The following is a 21472-nucleotide window of genomic DNA, read 5'->3' on the forward strand; positions in this document are numbered from 1 at the left end:
TCCGGGAACGCCCCAAGGTTCCGTCCAACCCCCTGAAACTGCTTATACCTCTCCCTGCGAACGCTTCCCTTCCTTCCCCCGAGCGCGATCTTCGATGTGCCGTTGGTCGGCCAGAACAGTGTTTTTCCATGCCGCACGTCGCAGAGAGCGGCGGCAGAAGCTTATCCGGCGGTCCCGGGCACGTTCCAACGCCGGGGGCGGCCGATCGCGTACCCTTGAGCGAAACTCACGCCGAGCTCCCGCAGCAACTCGGTAGTCTCCGCATCTTCCACATATTCGGCCACCACACGGATCGACATGGCCTCCGCAACCGCAACGATCCCCGCGACAATCACCTGCTGCACACGATCTTCGAGCAGCCCTCCGATAATGCTACCGTCAATTTTCAGCATATCCACATCGAACTGACGCAAGTATCCAAAAGAGGACAACCCTGAGCCGAAATCGTCGAGAATGATTCCGCACCCGCGCGCACGACACGCGGCGATCAGCTCACGTGCCGCGGTCATGGAGCGCACGGCCGAGGTCTCCGTGATCTCGAACGACAGGAGGCCGGGCGGCGGAGGCGCCTCGTCCAGGGCATTGACAAGAAAGTCGCGGAACCTGGGGTCGCCCACAGACTGGCCGGAGAGATTGACCGTGATGCGATACCCCTCCGGCATGGAAGGAATGCGGTTCAGGACGGCCTCGACCACCCAGCGATCGACCCGCGACATGAGACCGTGACGCTCGGCAGCGGCGATGAAGGCGCCCGGCGGAAGCGCCTTGCCGCTTTCATCAAGAACCCTGAGCAGGATCTCGTCGTGGGGAGTGCCGCCTTCATACAGCGGCTGGATGGGCATGGCGTGAAGCTCGAAGCGGTCTGCTCGCAGCGCGTCGTGGATCAGGCGGACATTCATGACCTCCTGATGCCGTGCGATGATCTCCCTGTCATCGGCGCGAAACAGCGCGACCCTCGACCCTCCGGCTTCCCGGGCAATCATGCAGGCACGGTCGGCACGATTGAGCACCTCGAGAACCGTCAGCGCGGCACCGCCCGACACCTCGGACGTGAGATCGACAAGGCCGACACTGACCCCGACGGAATACCGGTTCCCGCCCCAGTCGAACCCGGTTGCCTCCACGCTCGCGACGACGTGTTCGGCAATCGCCTCCAGGCCGTGACCTCCTTCGTCCGACGCGACAACGGCGAACTGCTCTCCGCCGATGCGTGCGACATGGGCCTGCGGCGCAAGTCCGCGCAGCAGGGTCGCGATGTGCCGTAGAAGCTCGTCTCCGGCAGCCTGGTCGGTCAGGTCGTTGACGATCCGGAAGTCATCGATGTCGATGACCATCAGGCCGAGATTGCCATCGCCCTCCCGCTCCGCACCGGGGGCAATGCTCCGTGCCAGTTCCTCCAGCAGGGCCTGCCGGTTGGGCAGGCCGGTAACCGGATCCTCGCGCTCACGCTTCAGCAAACGCTCGCGCACAACGGCAATTTCGGTGACATCGCGGCGGTTGACGATCGCTCCGCAGATCACTCCCGCCTCGTCCCGGAAGGGCTCGAGCCGGATGGAATAGATCACCGCCGATCCGTCGTCCTTCTGGTTGGGATCCTCGAACTCGACCGTCTCGCCCGCGAAACAGCGAGACAGCGGAACCAGAACGCTTTCCAGATAGCCCCGGGTTCCGACGACCTCCGCGACGGGGCGACCGATGATGTCATCGGGACCAAGCCCCCAACGCTCCGTATAGGCCAAGTTCGCCCACAGATAGCGGCAATCCGTTCCAATGATCGCGAGCCCGTCGGAGGTCTGGCTGATGACCTCCTCCTGCATGGAGACCTTGCGTTCAAGGTCATGAACGCGCGTCGTGTCCTCCAGCACGATGACAAGCCCGTCGACCTCTCCGGCTTCATCCTCGACCGGAAGATAGGACACCCGCAGCAGCCGTTCTTGCGGACTTTCGCGCAGTCCCCAGTCCACAAACGTGATAACTTCGCCCGAAAGGGCCCGGTGCAGCAGCGGTCGACGTGCAGCATAGGTCGCTTCACCGAAGAAGCCGGTGAAGGAGCGTCCGACCACGCTCACGCCGGCTCCCTCCGCCTCGCGAAACGCCCTGTTCGCGCCACGCACGACGAGGTGGCGGTCGAGCACGATCATGCGGAAACGCGATTCCTCGAAAGCCGCATGAAAGGCGCGCCCGCCGAACGTGTTCCACAGATCGCCGTCCGGACCGACAAGTCGCCGTCCGGTCGCCAAAATCGCCACTTCGCCCTGGCCGCGCTCTGCCAAATGATCCAACTCGCACTCGTGCTCGAACCTTGGAGTGCGACCATCAAATCATGAGAAAGTTGATGATCCTATAAGCAATTTTGCAGCTCATAGGTATTTATGACGATATTCAGAGGCAGGCGGCCAAAGGTTTTACTCAACGTCACAAGCAGAGCCGAGCCAAGGCACGTCGATGGATGAAGCCCGCCTAGTTTACGCTACGGACGCCCCCAGGAATATCGAGCGAGAATGCAGGTATCGCTACCTGGAACGTCTCGCCTTCGACGGTTTCGAACCGATAGGAACCGCTCATCACGCCGGATGTCGCGCGCAAGGGACAGCCGGAGGTGTATTCGAACCGTTCTCCGGGCCCCAGGGTGGGTTGTTCACCGACCACGCCGTCGCCGCGAACCTCCTCGAGCCGCCCCTCACCGTCTATGATTTTCCAGTGACGCGACCGCAATGTCACCAATTCCAGCCCGAGGTTCACGATGTCGACCGAGTAGGCCCAGACGTGCACCCCGTCGTCCGGCTCCGAGCGGTCGGGAAGATAGACCGGCTCCACCGTGACCTGAATATTGCGTGTAAGCGCCCGGTACGTGAAATCCGTCTCGGATCCGCCCTGGTCTCGTGCCCGCATCTTCTCTTGTCCCGTTCCTGACCGAAGGTTCCCGCGAAAAGCGCTCGGATCGTAGCTAGGGTGTGGACCCATGAACAAACCGGACCCGCCTTGTTCATGGGTCCACACCCCAGACCGCGCGCTGCCTGCTGACGAAATCTTGACGAGGCCGCCCTTGCCGCGCGCCGGCTTCACAGGCCATCAAGACACGACGCATTCGTCAAGCTCACCGGAACCGCGCACCTCATGTTCGATACCCGCCTTCGCCCGCTCATCGACCCGCCGCTGAACGCGTTCGGAACGCGTCTTGCCCGGGCCGGCGTGAGCGCGGACGCGCTCACCTTCACGGGCCTTGCAACCGCGCTTCTTGCCGCACTGGCGATCCACTCCGGCCTGACATTCACGGCGGCGGGCCTCGTGGTCGCCAACAGGTTGCTCGACGGCCTCGACGGCGCCGTCGCCCGGGCCAGCCGGAAGACCGACCGTGGCGGCTTCCTGGATATCGTGTTCGACTTCGCCTTCTACGGCGCGGTGCCCTTTGCCTTCGCAACGGGCGATCCCCAGGCGAACGCGCTTCCGGCGGCAGCCCTTCTGCTGAGTTTCTATCTCAACGGGGCAACTTTCCTCGGCTTCGCCATCATGGCCGAGAAGCGCGGCCTGAGCACCGACGCGCAAGGAAAGAAGTCTCTCTACTACCTGGGCGGACTGGCGGAAGGAGCAGAGACCATCGCCGTCTTCCTCGCCATGTGTCTCCTGCCGGACCTGTTCGCGGCAATCGCCTGGGCCTTTGCCGCGATCTGTCTTGTCTCCGCGAGCGCGCGCGTCGCGCTCGTGCTTCAGCTCCTCAGGGACTGAAGCGCCGGATCAGCCGCGTGAGGCTGCAAGGGCCGCCGCCAGATCGGCGGCAAGATCGTCCGGATGTTCCAGGCCGACGGAGAAGCGCAGCAACCCCGCACCGATGCCAAGCTCCGCACGGGCTTCCTCGGCCACGCTTTGATGGGTCGTTGTCGCCGGATGTGTGACCAGCGAGCGCGCGTCACCCAGGTTGTTCGACATCTTCACGATCCTCAACGCGTTGGAGAACCGGAAGGCGGCCTCCTTGCCCCCCTTCATCTCGAAGGCGATCATCGTGGAGCCCGCCCGCATCTGCCGGCGCGCCAGATCCGCCTGCGGATGATCATCGCGACCGGGATAGATCACCCGCGATACCGCATCGCTTTCCGCCAGCAGGTCGGCGAGCCGTGCGGCGGAGGTGGTCTGCCTCTCGACGCGCAGGGACAGCGTTTCCAGTCCCTTGAGGAGCACCCAGGCATTGAAGGGACTCATGGACGGGCCGGTATGCTTGACGAAAGGCATCACTTCGTCGTCGATCCAGTCCTTTTCGCCGAGCACGATGCCGCCGAGGCAGCGCCCCTGCCCATCGATGTGTTTCGTCGCGGAATAGATGACGACATCCGCGCCAAGCGCGAGCGGCGACTGCCAAATCGGGGTCGCGAAGACATTGTCCACGACAAGCTTCGCGCCGACCGCATGGGCAAGTTCGGCCACGGCGGCGATGTCGATGATCTCGAGTGTCGGGTTGGTCGGGCTCTCGAGAAAACAGGCGGTGGTTCCGGGACGGATCGCGGCGCGCCAGGCGTCCAGGTCGGTTCCATCGACCAGCGTCGTCTCGACGCCGAAGCGTGGCAGCAGCGTCTCGACGATATAGCGGCAGGAACCGAACAGCGCCTTGGCGGCCACGACATGATCGCCGGCCTTGCAGCAGGCTATGAGCGCCAGGTTGACCGCGGCCATGCCGCTCGCCGTGGCGATGCCGGCTTCCGCGCCCTCCAGGGCCGCCATGCGGTTCTCGAACATGGCAACGGTGGGATTGGCGTATCGGGAATAGACGAAACCCGGATCATCGCCGTTGAAGCGGGCTTCCGCCGCCTCGGCCGTTCCGTAGACGAAGCCCTGTGTCAGGAAGATCGCCTCTGATGTCTCGCCGAAGGGAGAGCGGGTGGTCCCGCCGTGGACGAGGGTGGTGTCTGGATGCCAGTCCCGGTCGTTCGCGCTCATGCTGCACTCCAAAATGCAAAACCCCGGCCGTGACGGACCGGGGTTTTTGCAACCCGGCCTGTTTAGCGACTTTTTTAACGTGGCTGCAAGCCGGCCGGCCCAAATCACCACGGAAGATGGGGTCTGATAGTCCACGCAGGCACGGGCGTCAACGCATTTGCGGCGGGCGGGCCGGATCGGCCGGCCCGCCCGCCGCAATGTCTCAGGTGCGCAAGACCCGGTAAATGGCCGGAATCACCAGCACCGTCAGCAGCGTGGACGAGGCCAGTCCGAACAGAAGCGAGATCGCGAGCCCCTGAAAGATCGGATCCGTCAGAATCACCGCCGCTCCGATCATGGCCGCAAGGGCCGTGAGCAGGATCGGCTTGAAGCGGATCGCGCCGGCCTCCAGGAGCACCGGAGTCAGAGGCTCACCCGGCTTTCTCGCATGGCGGATGAAGTCGACCAGCAGGATCGAATTGCGCACGATGATACCGGCAAGCGCGATGAAGCCGATCATAGAGGTTGCTGAGAAAGGCGCGCCGAAAAGCCAGTGTCCTCCCAAAATGCCGATGAAGGTCAAGGGCACGGGCGTCAGGATGACCAGCGGCAGCTTGAAGGACCCGAACTGGGCAACGACCAGAATGTAAATGCCGAGAAGCGCCACCGCGAAGGCGGCGCCCATGTCGCGGAAGGTCACCCAGGTCACTTCCCACTCGCCATCCCACAGCAGGGTGACACCGGTCTCGTCCTCCGGCTGGCCGTGCAGCCGGATCACGGGCCGGGGCAGGTCACCCCAGTCCATGGCGTCAAGCGCCTCCTGAACCGCAAGCATCCCGTAGAGGGGGGCCTCGAAGTCGCCGGCAAGTTCCGCCGTCACCATGTCGGCATAGCGGCCATTGTGGCGGAAGACCATCAGCGAGGAGGCCTCGTCGGTCACCTCCACCACGTCGCCAAGCTCGACGACGCTCGTGCTTCCCGGCAGCACGTCTGCCGGGATCGGGGTGGCGAGGAAACGCTCGTCGAGCACCTTGTGGCCCCGTGGGCGCTCCATGCGAATGGGGATCGGAGCGCGCCCGGCGCCACGGTGCGAGTACCCGATGGTCCGTCCTCCCCCAAGGATCGCCAGGGTGTCGAAGACATCGGATTCCTGAACCCGGAAGAAGTCGAGTTCATCGGTTACGGTGGTCACGCGCTTGCGCGGAGCCGGTACGCCGAAACTGTCGTCCACGTCGACGACGAAGGGAACGGAGGCAAAGGCCTCCCGCACCTTGCGCGCGACCGCGCGGCGGGTTTCCGCGTCGGGCCCGTAGATCTCGGCCAGCAGCGTCGCAAGAACGGGAGGTCCCGGAGGTGGCTCCACCACCTTGAGCGAGGTGCCCGGGGGAACGTCGAGTTCGGCGAGACGCGAGCGGATTTCCAGCGCGATCTCATGGCTCTCGCGGGCCCTGTCCCCCTTGGGCGACAAAAGGATCGCAACGTCGCCAAGCTGGGGCTCCGCACGCAGATAGCTGTGTCGCACCAGTCCGTTGAAGTCGAAGGGCGCGGCGGTGCCCGCATGTGTGGTTGCGGAGATCACCTCGGGCAGCATCAGGACGGTGCGCGCGACCATGCGCGCAACCGCATCGGTGGTCTCGACGGTGCTGCCCTCGGGAAGGTCCACCGTCACGGCGAGCTCGGACTTGTTGTCGAAGGGCAGAAGCTTGACGGTCACATGCTTGGTCGCGAAGAGCGCAAGCGAACCGAGCGTCGCTCCCCCGACCAGCAACAGGAAGAGCCAGCTTCGCGCCTTCGACGCGAGTACCGGACGGGCAACGGCCAGATACGCCCGTCCAAGCCTGCCGCCGGACGAGCCATCGTGCGCGCTGTCCGTGTCGTGGAGCGGAGCACGTCCGGCGACCTTGAGCATCAGCCAGGGCGTCACGGTGACGGCGACGAAAAAGGAAAAGATCATTGCCGCCGATGCATTCGCCGGAATGGGGCTCATGTAGGGGCCCATCATGCCGGAGACGAAGAGCATGGGCAGCAGCGCGGTGACGACCGTGAGCGTCGCGACGATCGTCGGGTTGCCGACCTCGGCCACCGCCTCGATGGCCGCCGCGCGTCTGTCGCGCGTGTCGCCCATGGCCCAGTGGCGGGCGATGTTCTCGATCACGACGATGGCGTCGTCGACCAGGATTCCGATGGAAAAGATGAGTGCGAAGAGCGACACGCGGTTGAGCGTGTAGCCCATGACCCAGGCGGCAAACAGGGTGAGCAGGATCGTGACCGGAATGACGACGGCCACCACCATCGCCTCGCGCCCACCGATCGCGACCATCACCAGCGCGATGATCGAGAGCGTCGCGAGCCCCAGGTGAAAGAGCAGTTCGTTCGCCTTCTCGTTCGCGGTTTCCCCGTAGTCTCGTGTCACGGTCACCTGCATGGAGGCAGGTACGAGACGCCCCTTCAGCGCCTCAACCTTGTGCAGGATCGCCTCCGCGACCGTCACCGCGTTGGAGCCTGCGCGCTTCGCGACCGCAAGCGTCACGGCAGGCATTGGCGCCGTTGCGCTTGTGTGCATGGCCGTAATCGCATCACTTTCCGATACAAGGGAGACGTCGGCCAGGTCGCGCACATAGACGGGACGCCCGTCACGTGTGGTGACAAGGAGGTTTCCGATCTCGTCAGGAGTGGAAAGCGTCTCGCCGGCGACGAGGGTCACATCGCGCCCCGCATCACGCAATCGGCCGGCCGGAAACGACCGGTTGGCACCTGCGACCTTTCCGGAAAGCTGCTGCAGGGTGACACCGGCCAGCGCCAGACGCTCCGGATCCGGCGCGATGCGGATCTCCTCGCCGACCGCGCCGACGAGATAGGACAGACCGACATTCTCGACCTTGGAAACCTCGGCCTGCAGTTCGCGCGCGACCCGCGTCAGCGCGGCCGGCGTGATATTGTCCGTGCCGACGGCAGGCGTCAGCGTCAGCGAGACGATGGCGACATCGTCAATTCCTCGTCCGACGACACGAGGCTCCGGAATGCCGACCGGGATACGGTCCATGTTGGCGCGGATCTTGTCGTGCACGCGCAGCACGGCTGAATCCGGCGACGTGCCGACCAGGAAGCGGGCCGTGACCAGAACGAAGTCGTCCCGGGTCTGGGAATAGACGTGTTCGACGCCGTCGATCCCCTTCACGATGGTTTCCAGCGGTTCGGTGACGAGCTTGACCGCATCGGGGGCCTTGAGGCCGCTGGCCTGGACGTGAATGTCCACCATGGGCACGGAGATCTGAGGTTCCTCCTCCCGCGGGAGCGAGACGAGCGCGACAAGACCAAGCGCAAGGGAGGCAAGCAGGAAAAGAGGCGTCAGGGGCGAGGTGATGAACGCGCGCGTGAGACCGCCCGCGATGCCGAGACCGCCGGAAGGCTTCGTCATGGAAGGATGACCTCGTCGCCGGGCGTCAGGCCCGATAGAATCTCGATGCGGCTTTCCTCGCCCTTGCGCAGCGTGGCGCCGGTGAGAACGGTCCGCTCGACGGGCCCCTGAGGGCTCGCGACCTTCACGAAATCAAGGCCCGCCCGTGTCGTCACCGCCCGGGCGGGCACCAGGATCGCCTCACGGGTTCCGACGGGCACGCGAACGAGAACGCGCGCGTTGATGAACTGCGTGTCAAGGCTGTCCACATCGACATCCGCGACGACCCGGCCGGACTGGATGGTGGGATAGACCTTGGCCAACCGGCCGGTCAGGGGGGCCTCGCCGGCACCGGTTCCGCCGATGCGGATCTCCGCGCCATCCTTGAGATCGCCGGCATGGCGTTCCGGGATCGACAGGCGTAGGAAAGTTCCACCGCTGCCGAGAACGGCCAGCGTCTCGCCCGGCATGATGACCGCGCCACGGGTCACGGGAACCGTGAGAACGCGACCATCGGCCGGCGCCAGAACGTCACCTTCCTCGCCCTGACGGACAATCACGGAACGCTCGGCGCTGGTCGCCGCGATCTCATTGCGCGTGACCTCGGCGGAGGTCCGCAACTGGTCGAGACGCTGGCGGGTCACCACACCGCGCTCCACAAGCGTCTCGGCCCGGGACAGGTCGGCTTCGGCGTTCTCGAGCTGGCTCTGCAACGCGCGCAGGCGGGCATCGAGTGCGGCGATCTGGAACGCGATCTTCTCGTCGGCGACGGTCGCGATGCGTTCCCCCGCCGTGACCGTATCGCCCTCCTCCACGGCCAGTTCCGCAATCGTGCCCCCGATACGCGCACGGGCGGGAACCTGGTCACGCGCCTCCACCTGCCCGTAAAGCGCCTTCCACTCGGTAACGGGCTCGCGCGCGACGGTCAGCGATGCGGCAAGGACAGGCGTCACAAGGAGAGGCCCCGCCAGGGCAAGCGCCGGCAGAGCAAGGAGACAAGCGCGAAAGTTCATTCCCAGCCCCTCAGAAAGCCGTTCCCGGCGCAACACCCAGGCGGCGGAAGATCATGGCCGCCGGGCAAAACCCGGTGAACGCCGCCTGAAGCATGTTCGCACCGATGAAGACGGTGAACCAGACGAAGAGGGGGGAGACGGTCAGCGTGAGCACGACGGACAGCAGCGTCATGACTCCGGCAAAGGCGAGAACGGCACGATCAAGGGTCATTTGCACCTCCTGCGGGTCAATATGTGATAATATTAGTATATTCTAAAATACATTCAATACGGGGTTTTCCGGAAGGTTTCTACCCGTCGTGCCGAACGAGGGTCCCGTTCACGCACCCCACCATTGCCAGAAACGCATTGGCCAATTCCCGCGCGCTTTGATAATCACGGCGGAAATCGCGAATCGAGGGGGGCACGATGACCGCAGCCGAACACGGCATTCTTCCGGCGCAGGCCATTCGCGCGCTTTTCCAGCGCGAACGTATCATCGCGCCGCGCTCTCCCGCCCCCGACCAGATCCAGCCGGCGAGTCTCGATCTGCGGCTTGGCCCGGTTGCCTACCGCGTACGCGCCAGTTTCCTGCCCGGAGCGGGAACGCCCGTGGCGGAAAAGCTCGAGCGCCTGAAGCTCCACGCCATCGACCTCAAGGACGGCGCCGTCCTGGAGACCGGCTGCGTCTACATCGTGCCGCTTCTCGAGAGTCTCGCCCTTGCGCCCGATATCTCGGCAACGACCAATCCCAAGAGCTCGACCGGACGCCTCGACGTGTTCACCCGGGTCATCACCGATGGCGGACGGGCGTTCGACACGGTTCCGGCCGGCTACAACGGGCCGCTTTACGCCGAGATCAGCCCTCGCACCTTCCCGGTTCTTGTGCGCGAGGGATCGCGCCTTTCACAGATCCGCTTTCGCGTCGGCCAGTCCCTTGTGAGCGACGATGCCCTTCTTGCCATTCACCTCGCTCATGGAATCGTGTCCGGCGGCGGCACGACAGCCGAGGAAGACGATACCGAGGCGGTGATCGCCGGCGGCGTGCATCTGACCATCGACCTGGAGGGCGAGGGTCCGGGCAGCCTCATCGGCTATCGCGGCAAACGCCACACGGGCGTCATCGACGTGGACGCCAAGGCCGCGCAGGATCCGCTCGATTTCTGGGAGCCGATTTATCATCGGGGCAAGAGCGAGCTCATTCTGGATCCGAACGAGTTCTATATTCTCATGTCGCGCGAGGCCGTGCACGTGCCGCCCCTGTTCGCGGCCGAGATGGTTCCCTTCGATCCGCTGGTCGGAGAATTCCGCGTCCATTATGCCGGCTTCTTCGACCCCGGCTTCGGCCACGCCGCCATCGGTGGCGCGGGGGCACGCGCCGTGCTGGAGGTGCGCTCGCACGAGGTGCCGTTCATCGTCGAACACGGGCAGACTGTCGGACGCCTGGTGTACGAGCAGATGCTGGACCGTCCCGACAGCCTCTATGGCGAGGGCATCGGCTCCAACTACCAGGGCCAGTCCCTGAAGCTGTCGAAGCACTTCCGCGCGGACTGATCCGCGCGGCGCGCCCGGGCATTCTCAGGGCGCGTCGCCCCGACCGAGTTCGTGCCTGAGCGCGCGAACCTCGTCGCGCAGCGCACGCACTTCCGTCAGAACATAGCCCGTTTCGGAGTGGAGGGCCTGTCGGTCCGCCTCGGCGGTTTGTTCATGCTCCTGCTGCATGGCGGAGACGATCACACCGATAAAGAGGTTCAGCACGGTGAAGGCCGTGCACAGGATGAAGGGCACGAACAGCAGCCACGAGAGCGGATATTGCTCCATCACCGGCCGCACAATGCCCATGGACCAGCTCTCGAGCGTCATGATCTGGAACAGCGTGTAGAGCGACTTTCCGATGGTGCCGAACCACTCGGGGAAGGACGGTCCGTAGAGCTTCGTCGTCATCACCGCGAAGACATAGAACACGAGCGAAAGCAGCAGCACGATCGAGCCCATGCCCGGGAGGGCCGCCACGAGACCGCCCACCACCCGGCGTAGCGACGGCACCACCGAGATCAGGCGCAACACCCGCAGGATACGCAGGGCACGCAGGACCGAGAGCGGCCCCGTCGCCGGCATCAGCGCCACCGCGACGACCGAGAAATCGAACACGCTCCAGGGATCGCGGAAGAAGGCAAGGCGGTGCGCATAGATCCTGAGTGCGATCTCCACGGTGAAGATGGCCAGCAGCCCGCGGTCGATCGCGACAAGGACCGGGCCGGCCAGATCCATGATCGTCGGGCTGGTCTCCAGGCCCAGCGTTACCGCATTGAGGACGATCAGCGTGATGATCGTCGCCTCCCAGCGACGCGACCCCACGATCGCGGCAAGCTTGTCCCGCCCCTGATCCAGCATTGTCCGCCTGTCTCCCCGTCTTGAGCCGGTGGTTTTGAAATCGACCCGCGGGACCTCCCCCGGGCGCGACTGACTTGGGAAAGCGGTTCGCCGAATTCAAGCGGCGCAGGGGACTTGTCCCCGTCAGGATGCCGCCAATCCCTCTTGCCTGAAACCGCGCGAACGTCTATCTAGAGCGCGTGATGCGGGTGTAGTTCAATGGTAGAACGGCAGCTTCCCAAGCTGCATACGAGGGTTCGATTCCCTTCACCCGCTCCATCCCTTCCCGATCAGCCCTGGCCTTTCCCGATCCGTCCTGGCGATGGGACAAGCGTGTGTCGCGACACGCGCGCCTGCATGCGTGCAGCGCACTACAGCTCGATCAGGTCGAGCCCCTCGCCCAGTTCGCGCGCCGCAAGATCGACCACGCTTCGATGGTGCGTGAAGAGAATCGGCTGGAGATTTTCCGACAGGCCGGCCAGTGCACCGAGCCCGTTTGCGGTGCGCGCGTCATCGAATGACTGGAACAGGTCATCGCCGATGAAGGGCGCGGGCTCGGCCCGCTCCGCGTAGTCCGTCAGGAAAGCCAGGCGCAGCGCCAGATAGAGCTGGTTGAGCGTGCCCTCGCTGAGGCCGGAAGCATGTCCGGCCGCCTCCCTTGCACGCACCAGTATCTCGCCGCCGTCCGCGCGGCGCGCGACGAGGGCCGTCGCGTCGTCCTCGTCCAGCGCCCTGGACAAGCCGGAATAGGCGCCCCCCGTGACCGTCTTGAAAATCTCCCCGGCTCGCGCCAGCAGCGGATCCCCCTCGGCCTCGCGGTGACGGGCAAGGGCGGCATCGAGCATGAGACCGGCGATGCGGAGGACGGACCATTCGCGTCCCGTCTCCAGCATTTCCTCCTCCGCGGCACTCCGGTCGAAAGCGGCCTTTTCCGCCCCTTCCGCCATTTCCGCCTCGCGACGGCGGGCAAGCGCCGCCTGATGGGCTGACGTCGCCTCGCCGTTAGCAGACGTCAGCGCCTCCTCACCCTCGCGCAGGATCTGAAGATCCGCCTGGGCGGCATCGCGGTCGAACCCCTCGAGTTCACGTGCGGCCTCTTCGCGGGTAAGCCCGTCGGCGACTTCCTCGAAACGCCGCAGGCTGTCGTCCCGCGCGGCAAGCAATTCCCTGCGCTCGGCAAGCCTCGCCAGAAGCGGAGCGGGGTCATCTTCAATCGCGCTCCCGCCAAGGTGAGCGGGCAACCGTGCCAGCGCCTCATGAAGCAACGCCCTGGCCTGTTCGACATCGGCCGCGCACGCCTTCGCGCGCTCGACCGCCTTTTCACGGGTTTCAATCGCGCTTTCGCGGCGGGTCCTGTCGGCCAGTGCCGTCTCGCGAAGATCATTCAGCCGATTGACCGCGTCGGCGGGCGCGAGATCGGAAAGGTCCGGCGCGAGAGCCGCCACGAGGCCGGCGGCCGCGTCCTCGAAGGTGCGATTGTCCCGCCGCATGCCCGCGACCCGACGCGCCTCGTGGTCACGGGCCGAGACAACGCCGGGCAGATCGCGCCAGGCGGCAAGCGCGGCCTCGGCAGCGCCGAGCGTGTCGTCTTCCGCAAGGCCGATGCGCAGCAGCGTCGATCCAAAACGGGCACGCCAGCTCTCCTGCGCCCGAAGACACCCGGCGCGCTCCGCCTCCATCCTTTCCAGACGCTCCTCGATGTCGGAGCGTCGTCCGGCCTCCACACGTTCGGAGGACCAGGCGTCGCGACGCGCGGAAAGCGCGTCGTCCACCCGTCGGGCGAGCGCACGCACCCGCTCGCGAACCTGCATCTCCAGTCCGAGTTCTTCTGCCAGCCCGGCAAGTTCGGGTCGCAGCGCCTCTGCCTTTTCGTGCATGGCGGCCAGCCGGTCGGCGTATTCCGCCGCCTCCCCGCGAACCGCCAGCAGGCCCTCCAGCGCGCGGCGCCAATCGGCCATGCGCTCGGGCGAGGTCGGGGTCACTCCGAGCGGTTCGAACAGCATTCGCCAGGCGCCAAGAGCCCCCACTTCGCGGCCGCGCAGCCGCTCAAGTTCCTTTTCGTTCTCCGCCAGTTCCGCCCGTTCTCCCATCAGCGCTTCGCGCTCCGCACGCAGGCGCGAGACACGCTCGGCCTCCGACAGAGCCCGGTCGGCAAGACCATCCGCCACGGCCGTCAACCGCGCGACCTCGGCCAGAGCGGAGCCTGCCCCGTCCCGATCACGTGCCATTACCTCGGGAAGCGCGGACAATGCCGCATCACGTGCAGCGCGCGCCACCCGGATAGCCTCCGCGTCCGGGACATCGCCACCGCGTTCGGCCTCCGCGATCATCCCCGCGCGGCGTTCAATCAGCGCGCGGCGTTCGGCGCGGGTCGCCTCGCCTCGGCGGATGGCCTCACGCACCTCGGCAAGCACAAGGCGATGGGCATCGATCTCGCCAGCGGAGGGAAGCGGCAGGCTCGCCAAACGGTCGATATCGTGCACCGGCGGGTCGAGGCGCGCGGCCGCCTCCTCCGCCTCGCGAGCCAGTGTCTTCTGTCGCGCGGCAAGATCGTCGGCGTGATCGAGGCCGGCAAGATCGGGAGACAGCGCACGGAACCGGCTTGCAAGCGGTGCCGGATCCGAGATCGCATCGCTTGTCCCGCGCCTGTCCATCGCCGCAAGTGCCGTCTGCTCCTCCGCCTCGCGTCGCGACAGGACGGCAAGGGTTTCCGCAAGCTTGCGCCCTTCAGCGATCTCCTCCTCGAGACGCGCGAGAACAGCATCTCCCGGAAAGACCCGGTCGAATTCCTCTCCCGTCAGCCCGGCGCCCGTTCCCGCGGAACCGGACACCCCGAGACGGCGCAGAAGAGCGGAGATCTCCTCGTCGTGAGCATCGGCCTCCGCCTGAATGCGCGGGATCTGCGCAAGACGCTGCCGGTAGGCGCCCGTCTCCGAGACAAGGTCCGCGATCTCGCGGGCCCGCTCGAGAATCGCCTCATTCACGCGGATCGCGGCAAGCGCGCCCTCCGCCTCAGCCAGGGCCGCGCGGGCATCGCGTTCACGTGCCTCGGCCTCCGCCAGTGCACGCACCGCATCCTCAAGGTCGCGGCCGGCACCTGCCGTCACCTCGGCAAGATCATCCAGTTCGCCAAGCGCGCGCTCGGCCTCGGCCAGTTCCGTCAGGCGCGGGGCCAGGCTGACCTGTCGTTGCAAGCGCCGTTCACGCGCTCGATGCTCACGAAGTGCGGCTGTCGCCTCTTCCAGCGCGGCTTGCGCGCGCTCGACATCCTGATTGAGCGCCTTCCAGGCGGTCTCGCGCAGTTCACGCTCGCGCATCAGGCGATTGGCGTCCTCGTAGCGCGTCAGCGCCTGATAGAAGCGCCTGTCCTTGGAGCGGCGGTCGGTGAAGATCTGCCCCGCCTCCTCGTCCAGCCCCTTGCGCACAGAAGCGATCGCATGCCGGCCGGACGCGGCGGCGAACAGCGCCCCGCGCCCGTCGTCGTCCTCCGCCAGCAAGGCACGCGCCCCATCCTGGAGCCGTTCGGAATTGAGCCCGAAGCTGGAGAGAAAGACCTCACGCCCCAGATTGCCGAGAAAGGGCAGGAGCGCGTCGTCGCGCAAGGGGCTCTCGCCCTCGTCATCCGCTAGCAGCGTGTTCTTGTTGCCACGGCGGCGGCGGAACGAAATGCGTTCGCCCTTGCGGTTCACCAGCGAGGCACCAAGGCGCAGCGCGCGCGCCTCATGCAGGAAGTCCCACTCCTTGGCGTGGGGAAACCCGAAGAGGAGATCCGCGATCGCGGCAAGCGCCGTCGACTTGCCCGCCTCGTTCGCCCCGTAGACGAGATGCAGACGCGCGCCATCGCGAAACGCAAGACTGCGATCCGTGAAACTGCCGTAACGGATGAGATCGAGCCGTTCGATGCGCATGGGCCGCCCGCCTCAGCTCTCGCCGCCAAGCCGCAGCGCCAGCAGGGCGCGCGCCTCGTCGATCAACATGTCGATCTCGGCGCCGAAGGGGCGCTCCGCATCAGGCAGGCCACCGGGCATCTTCGCCGCCAGCTGCGCGATCTCGCCTCGTGCGGCGGAGACAAGCGCATCGTCATTCGCGACCTCGCTCAGCAGGGCCTCGAGGTCGAGTAGCCCGTCAGCCGGCAGCCATGCCGCCGTGCGCTGCTGCGCGGGAAGGTCGAGCACCAGCTTTTCCAGGAAGACGTCCTCGCCAACACGGGCACAGGCGGCCTGGCATTCCGTTGCAAGCATCTGCCTGGTGGACAGCAGAGCGTCGCGCAACGGGGTTTCACCATGAAGGCGCAACCGCACGGCGAGCGGTCGTCCGCCCGCCTCAGCGGCAAGCGGCCGCAGTTCGCTTTCGACGAAACGCAGGATTTCGTTCTGATCGCCACAGCCCGCGACATCGACGTCGAGCCGCTCAAAGCGGGCCCGGTCCACCACAAGCCGCTCAAGCTCCGTGACGCGTCCGTCGCTGACCGAGACGAGCACGGCCCCCTTCTCGCCGGTTTCGCGAATGTTCCTGCCCTGGATGTTGCCGGGGTAGACCACGAAGGGATCCTGGCTGATCACCTCGAAAGCGTGGACGTGACCAAGCGCCCAGTAGTCATACCCGCGCATGCGCAAGTCATCGAGCGTGCAGGGCGCGTAGTCGGCATGTGGCGGCCGGCCGGTGAGCGACGTATGCAGGATGCCGATGTTGAACATCCCCGGCGTGGGCGCGGGATAGTCGCGGGCCAGGTTCTCCGGCACCTGTCGATCGGCGAAACTCTGCCCATGAAGCGCGACGCCGAGATGCTCGATGACATGGGTCTCGGCGCTGCGGACACCGAACACGGTCACATTGGAGGGCAGCGTAATCGAACGCGTCACGACGCTGTGCGCGTCGTGATTTCCCTTGATGACGAAGACCGGGATTCCGGCGCGGTCCAGACGGGCCATCTCGCGATTGAAGAACAGGCCGACCGAATGGTCCTTCCACTCGCCATCGTAGACATCGCCCGAAATGACGAGAAAGTCCGCCCCCCTCTCGAGCGTCGCATCGACGAGGCTACGCACCGCATCGCGTATGGCATCGGCAAGATGGCGCGCGAGGTTGTCGTCACGCGCCGCAAGACCCGTGAGCGGACTGCCCAGATGAAGATCCGCCGCATGAACGAAACTGAAGGCGGACACGTCTTCCCTCCTCTGGGCCCTCACGGGCGGGACGTTGCGCGACTCGCGCGAGCGAACCTCCACCTAGCCGAAAACCGGGTCATGCTTCAACACGGCGGCATGCCGGGCTCAAGGTTGCGACGCGCACCGGGCCGGCTGGCGAAACCGTGCTCGGTCTTGCTCCATTGGTGCGGGCGTCGCACGAGCTCGACCACGGCGGTGTAGAAGGCGGCACTCTGCGCCAGCCAGTAGAAAGGAATGAGCACCAGGTCGAGCAAGGACGGCCGCCGCCCGCGTGCCGCCGCGCCGCCGATCGCCATCACGCCCATGCTGCCATAGCAGGCAATGACGCTGACGCCGGCCAGCGGCACGATCACCGCGACATAGTCCACCGCCTCCAGCGGCACCTCGGCAAGCCCCAGGCCGTAGACGATGACGACCGCCAGAAAAAGCGGATGCACCGCAAGGGTCGTGACCATGCCCACAAGGTAGAGCAGCAGGACGACGAGGCGCGTGCCGCGTCGCATGTCCGCCAAAAGGGCCGGCGGATCACGCAGGCAGACCAGAAGTGTCTGCAGCCAGCCCTTGAGCCAGCGGGTGCGCTGACGGTGCCAGGCATGCCAGGTCAGCGGGGCCTCTTCCCAGGTGGTCGAGGCGAAGGTGGACATACGATACCCCCCGCGCGAAAGGCGCACCGCCAGATCGGCATCCTCTGTCACGTTGTGCGGATCCCATCCGCCAACGGCTTCCAGCGCGGCCCGGCGAAAGTGGTTGGATGTTCCCCCAAGCGGGATCGGCCAGCCCCTCGACGACATCCAGGGGAGCAAACAGTCGAAGAGCGCGGAATACTCCATCAGGAACTGGCGCGGAAAAAACCTTAGGGCCCCATGGTCAATGGCCAGATGCGCCTGAAGCACAGCCACATCCCGTGGCAGTCGGGAAAACAGTGTGGCGGCCTGCCTGATCTGGTCGGGTTCCGGCCTGTCCTCGCCATCGAAGACCGACACGATCTCCCCTCGGGCAAGCGACAACCCGTAGGCCAGGGCACGCGGCTTGGTGCGTGGTGTTCCCGGTGGAACAGTGACGATACGCATTCCCGCCTCAAGGTGGGGCAAAAGCGCCGAGGGCGTCTCGTCATCGTCCGCTTCGACCAGAAACAGGACCTCGAAGCGGTCGCGCGGATAGTCGAGCATGGCAAGATGGGCCGCAAGCGAGGTGGCCACCCGCCCCTCCCTGTAGAGAGGGACAAGGACGCTTGCGAAGGGAAGCCGCGCGTCCGCCGGACCGGTTCCGCAACGCGGACTGCGGGTGGAAGCGATACCTGCAAGGGTCCGGGCGACGCTTGCGAGCAGCCCCAGGAACGTGACCAGGATCGAGAGCACGAGGATGAGCCCCTTAACCCCGAGCAGAACACCCGTGGCGAAGGCCGCCAGGAGAGACAGACCGACGAGCCTTTGCGTGCGTGTCAGCGTGCGTGCCGCGGACATTTCCGGCAGGCGCCGCGACAGCCTCCTGCCCGGGTCCGCCTCGGCAACCGCCAGGGCGATGGCCTGCGGCGATGCGATCCTCACCCGCTCCCGCAACCCGGGAAACCGTGCGAGGTGGCGCGCAAAGACCTCGAAGCGCCCGGGAGGCGGAGCAACGGCGACGATCGTCTCGCCCCGCGCGTTGCGCCCCACCACAAGGGGGCCGTTGAAGTTCCCGGGTGGAGGAAAGGCCGGATCAAGACAGGCGATGATGCTTCCCTCGGGCAGGAAGGGCACGCCGGCCGCCTCGGCCACGGCCGAATAGTACCCCTCGCTCGAGACAAGGCCGAGATCAAGAAGCGCCCTGCCCGGGGCAACCCGCGCACGGGCCGCCTCGCGCAGCCCTTCACGCAGAAGCGCCGGTGTGAGCCCGCGCTCCGAAAGGGCCCGCAGATCCTCCGGCAGCGAGGGCAACCGTGCCCCATGATCGGGGGGCATCCTCTCTTTGGAAATACGCCGCGCTGCCTTTGAGGACGGGACGCGGATCGGCATACCATACGGCGGCCCGCCAGGCGGAACGGCTCTCTCCTGCGGCAAGAGGGTATCGACCATGAACAACGCTTCGTAATATCGCTTGAAGGGCGAACGGGATAAAAGGATGCTCGTCCCTCCGGACAGGCGGGGCGGAGACGGGAAACAACTGAAATGGCCTTCGGATTTGATAGCAGGCGCCTTGCGATTGCAACCCTTGCGTTCATGGCAGGTGTGGCGGGCGCATTGGCTCAAGGCGCGGAACCCGGAGCGTCCGGCCAGGAGGGTGATCCCGCTGCGGTCACCGTACCCAACTTCTGGGACCCGCGTGGCGGCGCCGACAGGCCGACCGTCACGCCCAACACCATCCGCTTTCTGGCCAGCGACGACTTTCCGCCCTTTGCCTTTCGTGACGGCACAGGCCGGCTCACCGGCTTCAACATCGACCTGGCCCGCGCAATCTGCGAGGAACTGGACAGTGCCTGCTCGCTGAGGATCAAGTCCTTCGACGCGCTCGTGCCCGCCCTCGTGCGGGAGGAAGGCGATGCGATCATCGCAGGCCTAGCCCGCACCGAGGCGAACACCCGTACGCTGCTTTTTTCCGATCCCTACCTGAAGCTGCCAGGTCGTTTCACCGTCCTGCAGGGCAAGACGCTTTCCGTGCTGCCCGAGGATCTGGCCGGAAAACGCATCTCCGTCGAGGCCGGCACGGTGCACGAGGCGTTCCTGCGCACCTACTTCGCCGATGCCACGATCAAGACCTACCCCACGGCGACGGAAGCCCGAGCGGCGCTCGGAACAGAGGAAGCCGATGTCCATTTCGGCGACGGGCTTTCGCTGTCATTCTGGCTGAACGGCAAGACGTCGGGGGACTGCTGCGAGTTCGTCGGCGGCCCCTGGCTGGAGCCGGGCTACTTCGACAGGGCACTGACCATCGCATTCCGCCAGGACGACGCACTGCGACAGGCAGCGGTCAATCATGCTCTCACACGCCTTCAGGCCAAGGGCGTCTATGCCGAACTCTACCTACGCTACTTCCCTGTCAGCTTCTACTGAGCCCGTCCGCTCCGCGCTTGCATCCTTCAACAAGGGACGAAACGGCAGCAATAGCGACCAGACGATGCCCGACGGCCTTTCATCCTGCCACACCTCGAGCCCGATGGTCATGCCCTCGTGGCCGTCACGCGGCTGCGCAACATAGGTTCCGAACAGCCGGTCCCAGACGGACAGGTTGAAGCCGTAGTTGGAATCCGTCTCGCTGCGGATGACCGAGTGATGCACCCTGTGCATGTCCGGCGTGACAACAAGCAGGCGCAAAAGGCCGTCCAGACGGTTCCCCAGCCGAAGGTTGGCATGGTTGAACATGGCCGCGCCGTTCAGCACCACCTCAAAAACGAGAACAGCCATGGGCGGAATGCCGAGAGCGAGGACGACGGCCGCCTTCCACGCCATGGAAAGCACGATCTCCAGGGGATGAAAGCGCAGTGCCGTGGTCACGTCGATATCACGGTCGGCATGATGCATGCGATGGATCCGCCAAAGAAGCGGGATCTTGTGCGAGGCCCAATGTTCAAGCCAGACGGCGAAGTCGAGCGCGACGAAGCCCATGACCCCGGCCAGCCAAAGCGGAAGCCCGGCGAGCACGAAAAGACCTGCTCCCTCGTCCTGCGCATAGAGCGCGACGCCAACGGCCGCCATGGGAAACACGACCCGGAGGACAGCGGTGTCGAGTGCGACGATGGCAAGGTTCGTCGTCCAGCGTCGCGCCTTCGACGCGAGGAGCGCGCGGCGCGGCACCACAATCTCGAAAACCGCCATCGCGGCGAAAATGCCGAGAAATGCGGCAAGCCTGATATCCGCTTCGCTCATGCGTCCGCCCGCTCCCTTTCAACGGTTTGAAGACCGGTACCACTTGAACCTACGTCCGTCTCGTGGGATAGGCGACCGCTTCCGGGATCAAGGCTTCGTGACCAAGAGCCGGGGCGCAAGCGAGGTGCCTTCATGACCGATTTTCTGTGGACCCGACCCGATGGCGAGGCGCCGGCAGTGGCGACGCTGCTTCTTGCCCATGGCGCGGGAGCGGCCATGGACTCCGGCTTCATGAACCGCTTTGCCGGCCACGCGGCAGCCGCCGGCCTCGACGTCGCGCGCTTCGAGTTTGCCTATATGGCAGGACGGCGTGCCGGCGGCCCGAAACGCCCGCCGCCGAAGGGCGAGCTTCTGGTGGGTGAATTCCAGAAGGCACTGCAGCAGGTCCTCGGCGAAACATCCGGCCCCGTGCTTATCGGCGGCAAGTCCATGGGCGGGCGGGTGGCCGCGATGCTGGCGGCATCCTCGTCGCTGCCGCGCCGGGTCACGGGCGTCGCCTGTCTCGGCTATCCCTTTCATCCCCAGGGGCGCACGGACACATGGCGACTTGCCCCGCTGGAAGCATCCCGCCGTCCGGTGCTGATCGCCCAGGGCGAACGCGACGCCTTCGGCAATGCCGCCGAGCTTGAGGAGGTGGCGCTACCGGATCAGGCCCGTCTCGTCTGGCTGGAGGATGGCAGTCACGATCTGGCCCCGCGCGGAGCGTCGCCCGCGACCTGGGAAGGCAACCTCACCCGGACAGCACAGGCCGTTGCCGACTTCGCGCGCGAGACCGGCGAAATCGCCTGACGC

General features: G+C 65.8%; 15 protein-coding genes, 1 tRNA gene and 1 riboswitch. Of the genes, 5 read left to right on the top strand and 11 right to left on the bottom strand.

The genetic code is table 11. From position 1 onward, the window contains the following. Window positions 1–161 precede the first annotated feature (161 nt). The gene (locus tag ACYX4S_RS13015) at window positions 162–2282 is read right to left on the bottom strand and encodes a putative bifunctional diguanylate cyclase/phosphodiesterase (protein WP_476360487.1); all 2121 of its coding nucleotides are present in this window, start codon (window positions 2280–2282) and stop codon (window positions 162–164) included. 178 nt (window positions 2283–2460) lie between these two features. Next, window positions 2461–2892 carry a Co2+/Mg2+ efflux protein ApaG gene (apaG, locus tag ACYX4S_RS13020; RefSeq protein WP_476360488.1) on the bottom strand — a complete coding sequence of 144 codons (432 nt, stop codon included), beginning with the start codon at window positions 2890–2892 and terminating at the stop codon, window positions 2461–2463. 225 nt (window positions 2893–3117) lie between these two features. Between apaG and ACYX4S_RS13025 the strand changes: the two genes are divergently transcribed. After that, window positions 3118–3726, top strand: coding sequence for a CDP-alcohol phosphatidyltransferase family protein (locus tag ACYX4S_RS13025; RefSeq protein ID WP_476360489.1), 609 nt, complete (start codon window positions 3118–3120; stop codon window positions 3724–3726). Between the two features lie 9 nt (window positions 3727–3735). Here the strand turns inward: ACYX4S_RS13025 and ACYX4S_RS13030 are convergent, their stop codons facing one another. The 4 genes from ACYX4S_RS13030 to ACYX4S_RS13045 form a co-directional block, all read right to left on the bottom strand. Continuing rightward, on the bottom strand, window positions 3736–4929 hold the full coding sequence (locus ACYX4S_RS13030; RefSeq protein ID WP_476360490.1) for an O-succinylhomoserine sulfhydrylase: 1194 nt from the start codon (window positions 4927–4929) through the stop codon (window positions 3736–3738). Window positions 4930–4970: 41 nt separating this feature from the next. After that, a riboswitch (SAM riboswitch) is annotated at window positions 4971–5050 on the bottom strand. 81 nt (window positions 5051–5131) lie between these two features. After that, window positions 5132–8326: an efflux RND transporter permease subunit gene (locus tag ACYX4S_RS13035; protein WP_476360491.1), complete on the bottom strand. Its 3195-nt coding sequence runs from the start codon at window positions 8324–8326 to the stop codon at window positions 5132–5134. Continuing rightward, window positions 8323–9318 carry an efflux RND transporter periplasmic adaptor subunit gene (locus tag ACYX4S_RS13040; protein WP_476360492.1) on the bottom strand — a complete coding sequence of 332 codons (996 nt, stop codon included), beginning with the start codon at window positions 9316–9318 and terminating at the stop codon, window positions 8323–8325. Before ACYX4S_RS13040 ends, ACYX4S_RS13035 begins: the two co-directional genes overlap by 4 nt. Before the next feature lie 10 nt (window positions 9319–9328). Then, window positions 9329–9529, bottom strand: a complete 201-nt coding sequence (locus ACYX4S_RS13045; protein WP_293719693.1) for a YgaP family membrane protein — start codon at window positions 9527–9529, stop codon at window positions 9329–9331. Between the two features lie 197 nt (window positions 9530–9726). Between ACYX4S_RS13045 and ACYX4S_RS13050 the strand changes: the two genes are divergently transcribed. Continuing rightward, entirely contained in the window at window positions 9727–10851 is a 1125-nt protein-coding gene (locus tag ACYX4S_RS13050; RefSeq protein WP_476360493.1) for a 2'-deoxycytidine 5'-triphosphate deaminase, read from the top strand. A gap of 24 nt (window positions 10852–10875) precedes the next feature. On the opposite strand, the gene ACYX4S_RS13055 is transcribed toward ACYX4S_RS13050, so the two are convergent. Continuing rightward, entirely contained in the window at window positions 10876–11691 is an 816-nt protein-coding gene (locus ACYX4S_RS13055; protein ID WP_476360494.1) for an ion transporter, read from the bottom strand. A gap of 184 nt (window positions 11692–11875) precedes the next feature. Here ACYX4S_RS13055 and ACYX4S_RS13060 point away from each other — a divergent pair. Then, window positions 11876–11949, top strand: a tRNA-Gly gene (locus ACYX4S_RS13060). A 92-nt stretch (window positions 11950–12041) separates the two neighbouring features. Here ACYX4S_RS13060 and ACYX4S_RS13065 read toward each other — a convergent pair. The 3 genes from ACYX4S_RS13065 to ACYX4S_RS13075 form a co-directional block, all read right to left on the bottom strand. Further along, window positions 12042–15578: an ATP-binding protein gene (locus ACYX4S_RS13065; RefSeq protein WP_476360495.1), complete on the bottom strand. Its 3537-nt coding sequence runs from the start codon at window positions 15576–15578 to the stop codon at window positions 12042–12044. Between the two features lie 12 nt (window positions 15579–15590). After that, window positions 15591–16835 carry a metallophosphoesterase family protein gene (locus tag ACYX4S_RS13070; RefSeq protein WP_476360496.1) on the bottom strand — a complete coding sequence of 415 codons (1245 nt, stop codon included), beginning with the start codon at window positions 16833–16835 and terminating at the stop codon, window positions 15591–15593. Between the two features lie 86 nt (window positions 16836–16921). Beyond that, window positions 16922–18778, bottom strand: coding sequence for a glycosyltransferase family 2 protein (locus tag ACYX4S_RS13075; RefSeq protein ID WP_476360497.1), 1857 nt, complete (start codon window positions 18776–18778; stop codon window positions 16922–16924). 207 nt (window positions 18779–18985) lie between these two features. On the opposite strand from ACYX4S_RS13075, the gene ACYX4S_RS13080 reads away from it, so the two are divergent. Next, complete coding sequence (locus ACYX4S_RS13080) at window positions 18986–19867, top strand: transporter substrate-binding domain-containing protein (RefSeq protein WP_476360498.1); 882 nt, start codon at window positions 18986–18988, stop codon at window positions 19865–19867. Here ACYX4S_RS13080 and ACYX4S_RS13085 read toward each other — a convergent pair. Then, window positions 19838–20680 (bottom strand): sterol desaturase family protein, encoded by an 843-nt coding sequence (locus ACYX4S_RS13085; RefSeq protein ID WP_476360499.1) that lies wholly within the window; start codon window positions 20678–20680, stop codon window positions 19838–19840. The genes ACYX4S_RS13080 and ACYX4S_RS13085 overlap by 30 nt on opposite strands. 132 nt (window positions 20681–20812) lie before the next feature. Between ACYX4S_RS13085 and ACYX4S_RS13090 the strand changes: the two genes are divergently transcribed. Then, window positions 20813–21469, top strand: a complete 657-nt coding sequence (locus ACYX4S_RS13090; RefSeq protein ID WP_476360500.1) for an alpha/beta family hydrolase — start codon at window positions 20813–20815, stop codon at window positions 21467–21469. The last annotated feature ends 3 nt before the right edge of the window (window positions 21470–21472 follow it).

The organism is Stappia sp. ABD4_338 (genome assembly GCF_056312175.1).

What these genes read in the sequence shown, in the direction of transcription:
- apaG (WP_476360488.1), bottom strand. Translation starts at nt 2,892, where the DNA reads ATGCGGGCACGAGACCAGGGCGGATCCGAGACGGATTTCACGTACCGG.
- ACYX4S_RS13025 (WP_476360489.1), top strand. Translation starts at nt 3,118, where the DNA reads ATGTTCGATACCCGCCTTCGCCCGCTCATCGACCCGCCGCTGAACGCG.
- ACYX4S_RS13030 (WP_476360490.1), bottom strand. Translation starts at nt 4,929, where the DNA reads ATGAGCGCGAACGACCGGGACTGGCATCCAGACACCACCCTCGTCCAC.
- ACYX4S_RS13035 (WP_476360491.1), bottom strand. Translation starts at nt 8,326, where the DNA reads ATGACGAAGCCTTCCGGCGGTCTCGGCATCGCGGGCGGTCTCACGCGC.
- ACYX4S_RS13040 (WP_476360492.1), bottom strand. Translation starts at nt 9,318, where the DNA reads ATGAACTTTCGCGCTTGTCTCCTTGCTCTGCCGGCGCTTGCCCTGGCG.
- ACYX4S_RS13045 (WP_293719693.1), bottom strand. Translation starts at nt 9,529, where the DNA reads ATGACCCTTGATCGTGCCGTTCTCGCCTTTGCCGGAGTCATGACGCTG.
- ACYX4S_RS13050 (WP_476360493.1), top strand. Translation starts at nt 9,727, where the DNA reads ATGACCGCAGCCGAACACGGCATTCTTCCGGCGCAGGCCATTCGCGCG.
- ACYX4S_RS13055 (WP_476360494.1), bottom strand. Translation starts at nt 11,691, where the DNA reads ATGCTGGATCAGGGGCGGGACAAGCTTGCCGCGATCGTGGGGTCGCGT.
- ACYX4S_RS13065 (WP_476360495.1), bottom strand. Translation starts at nt 15,578, where the DNA reads ATGCGCATCGAACGGCTCGATCTCATCCGTTACGGCAGTTTCACGGAT.
- ACYX4S_RS13075 (WP_476360497.1), bottom strand. Translation starts at nt 18,778, where the DNA reads ATGCCCCCCGATCATGGGGCACGGTTGCCCTCGCTGCCGGAGGATCTG.
- ACYX4S_RS13080 (WP_476360498.1), top strand. Translation starts at nt 18,986, where the DNA reads ATGGCCTTCGGATTTGATAGCAGGCGCCTTGCGATTGCAACCCTTGCG.
- ACYX4S_RS13085 (WP_476360499.1), bottom strand. Translation starts at nt 20,680, where the DNA reads ATGAGCGAAGCGGATATCAGGCTTGCCGCATTTCTCGGCATTTTCGCC.
- ACYX4S_RS13090 (WP_476360500.1), top strand. Translation starts at nt 20,813, where the DNA reads ATGACCGATTTTCTGTGGACCCGACCCGATGGCGAGGCGCCGGCAGTG.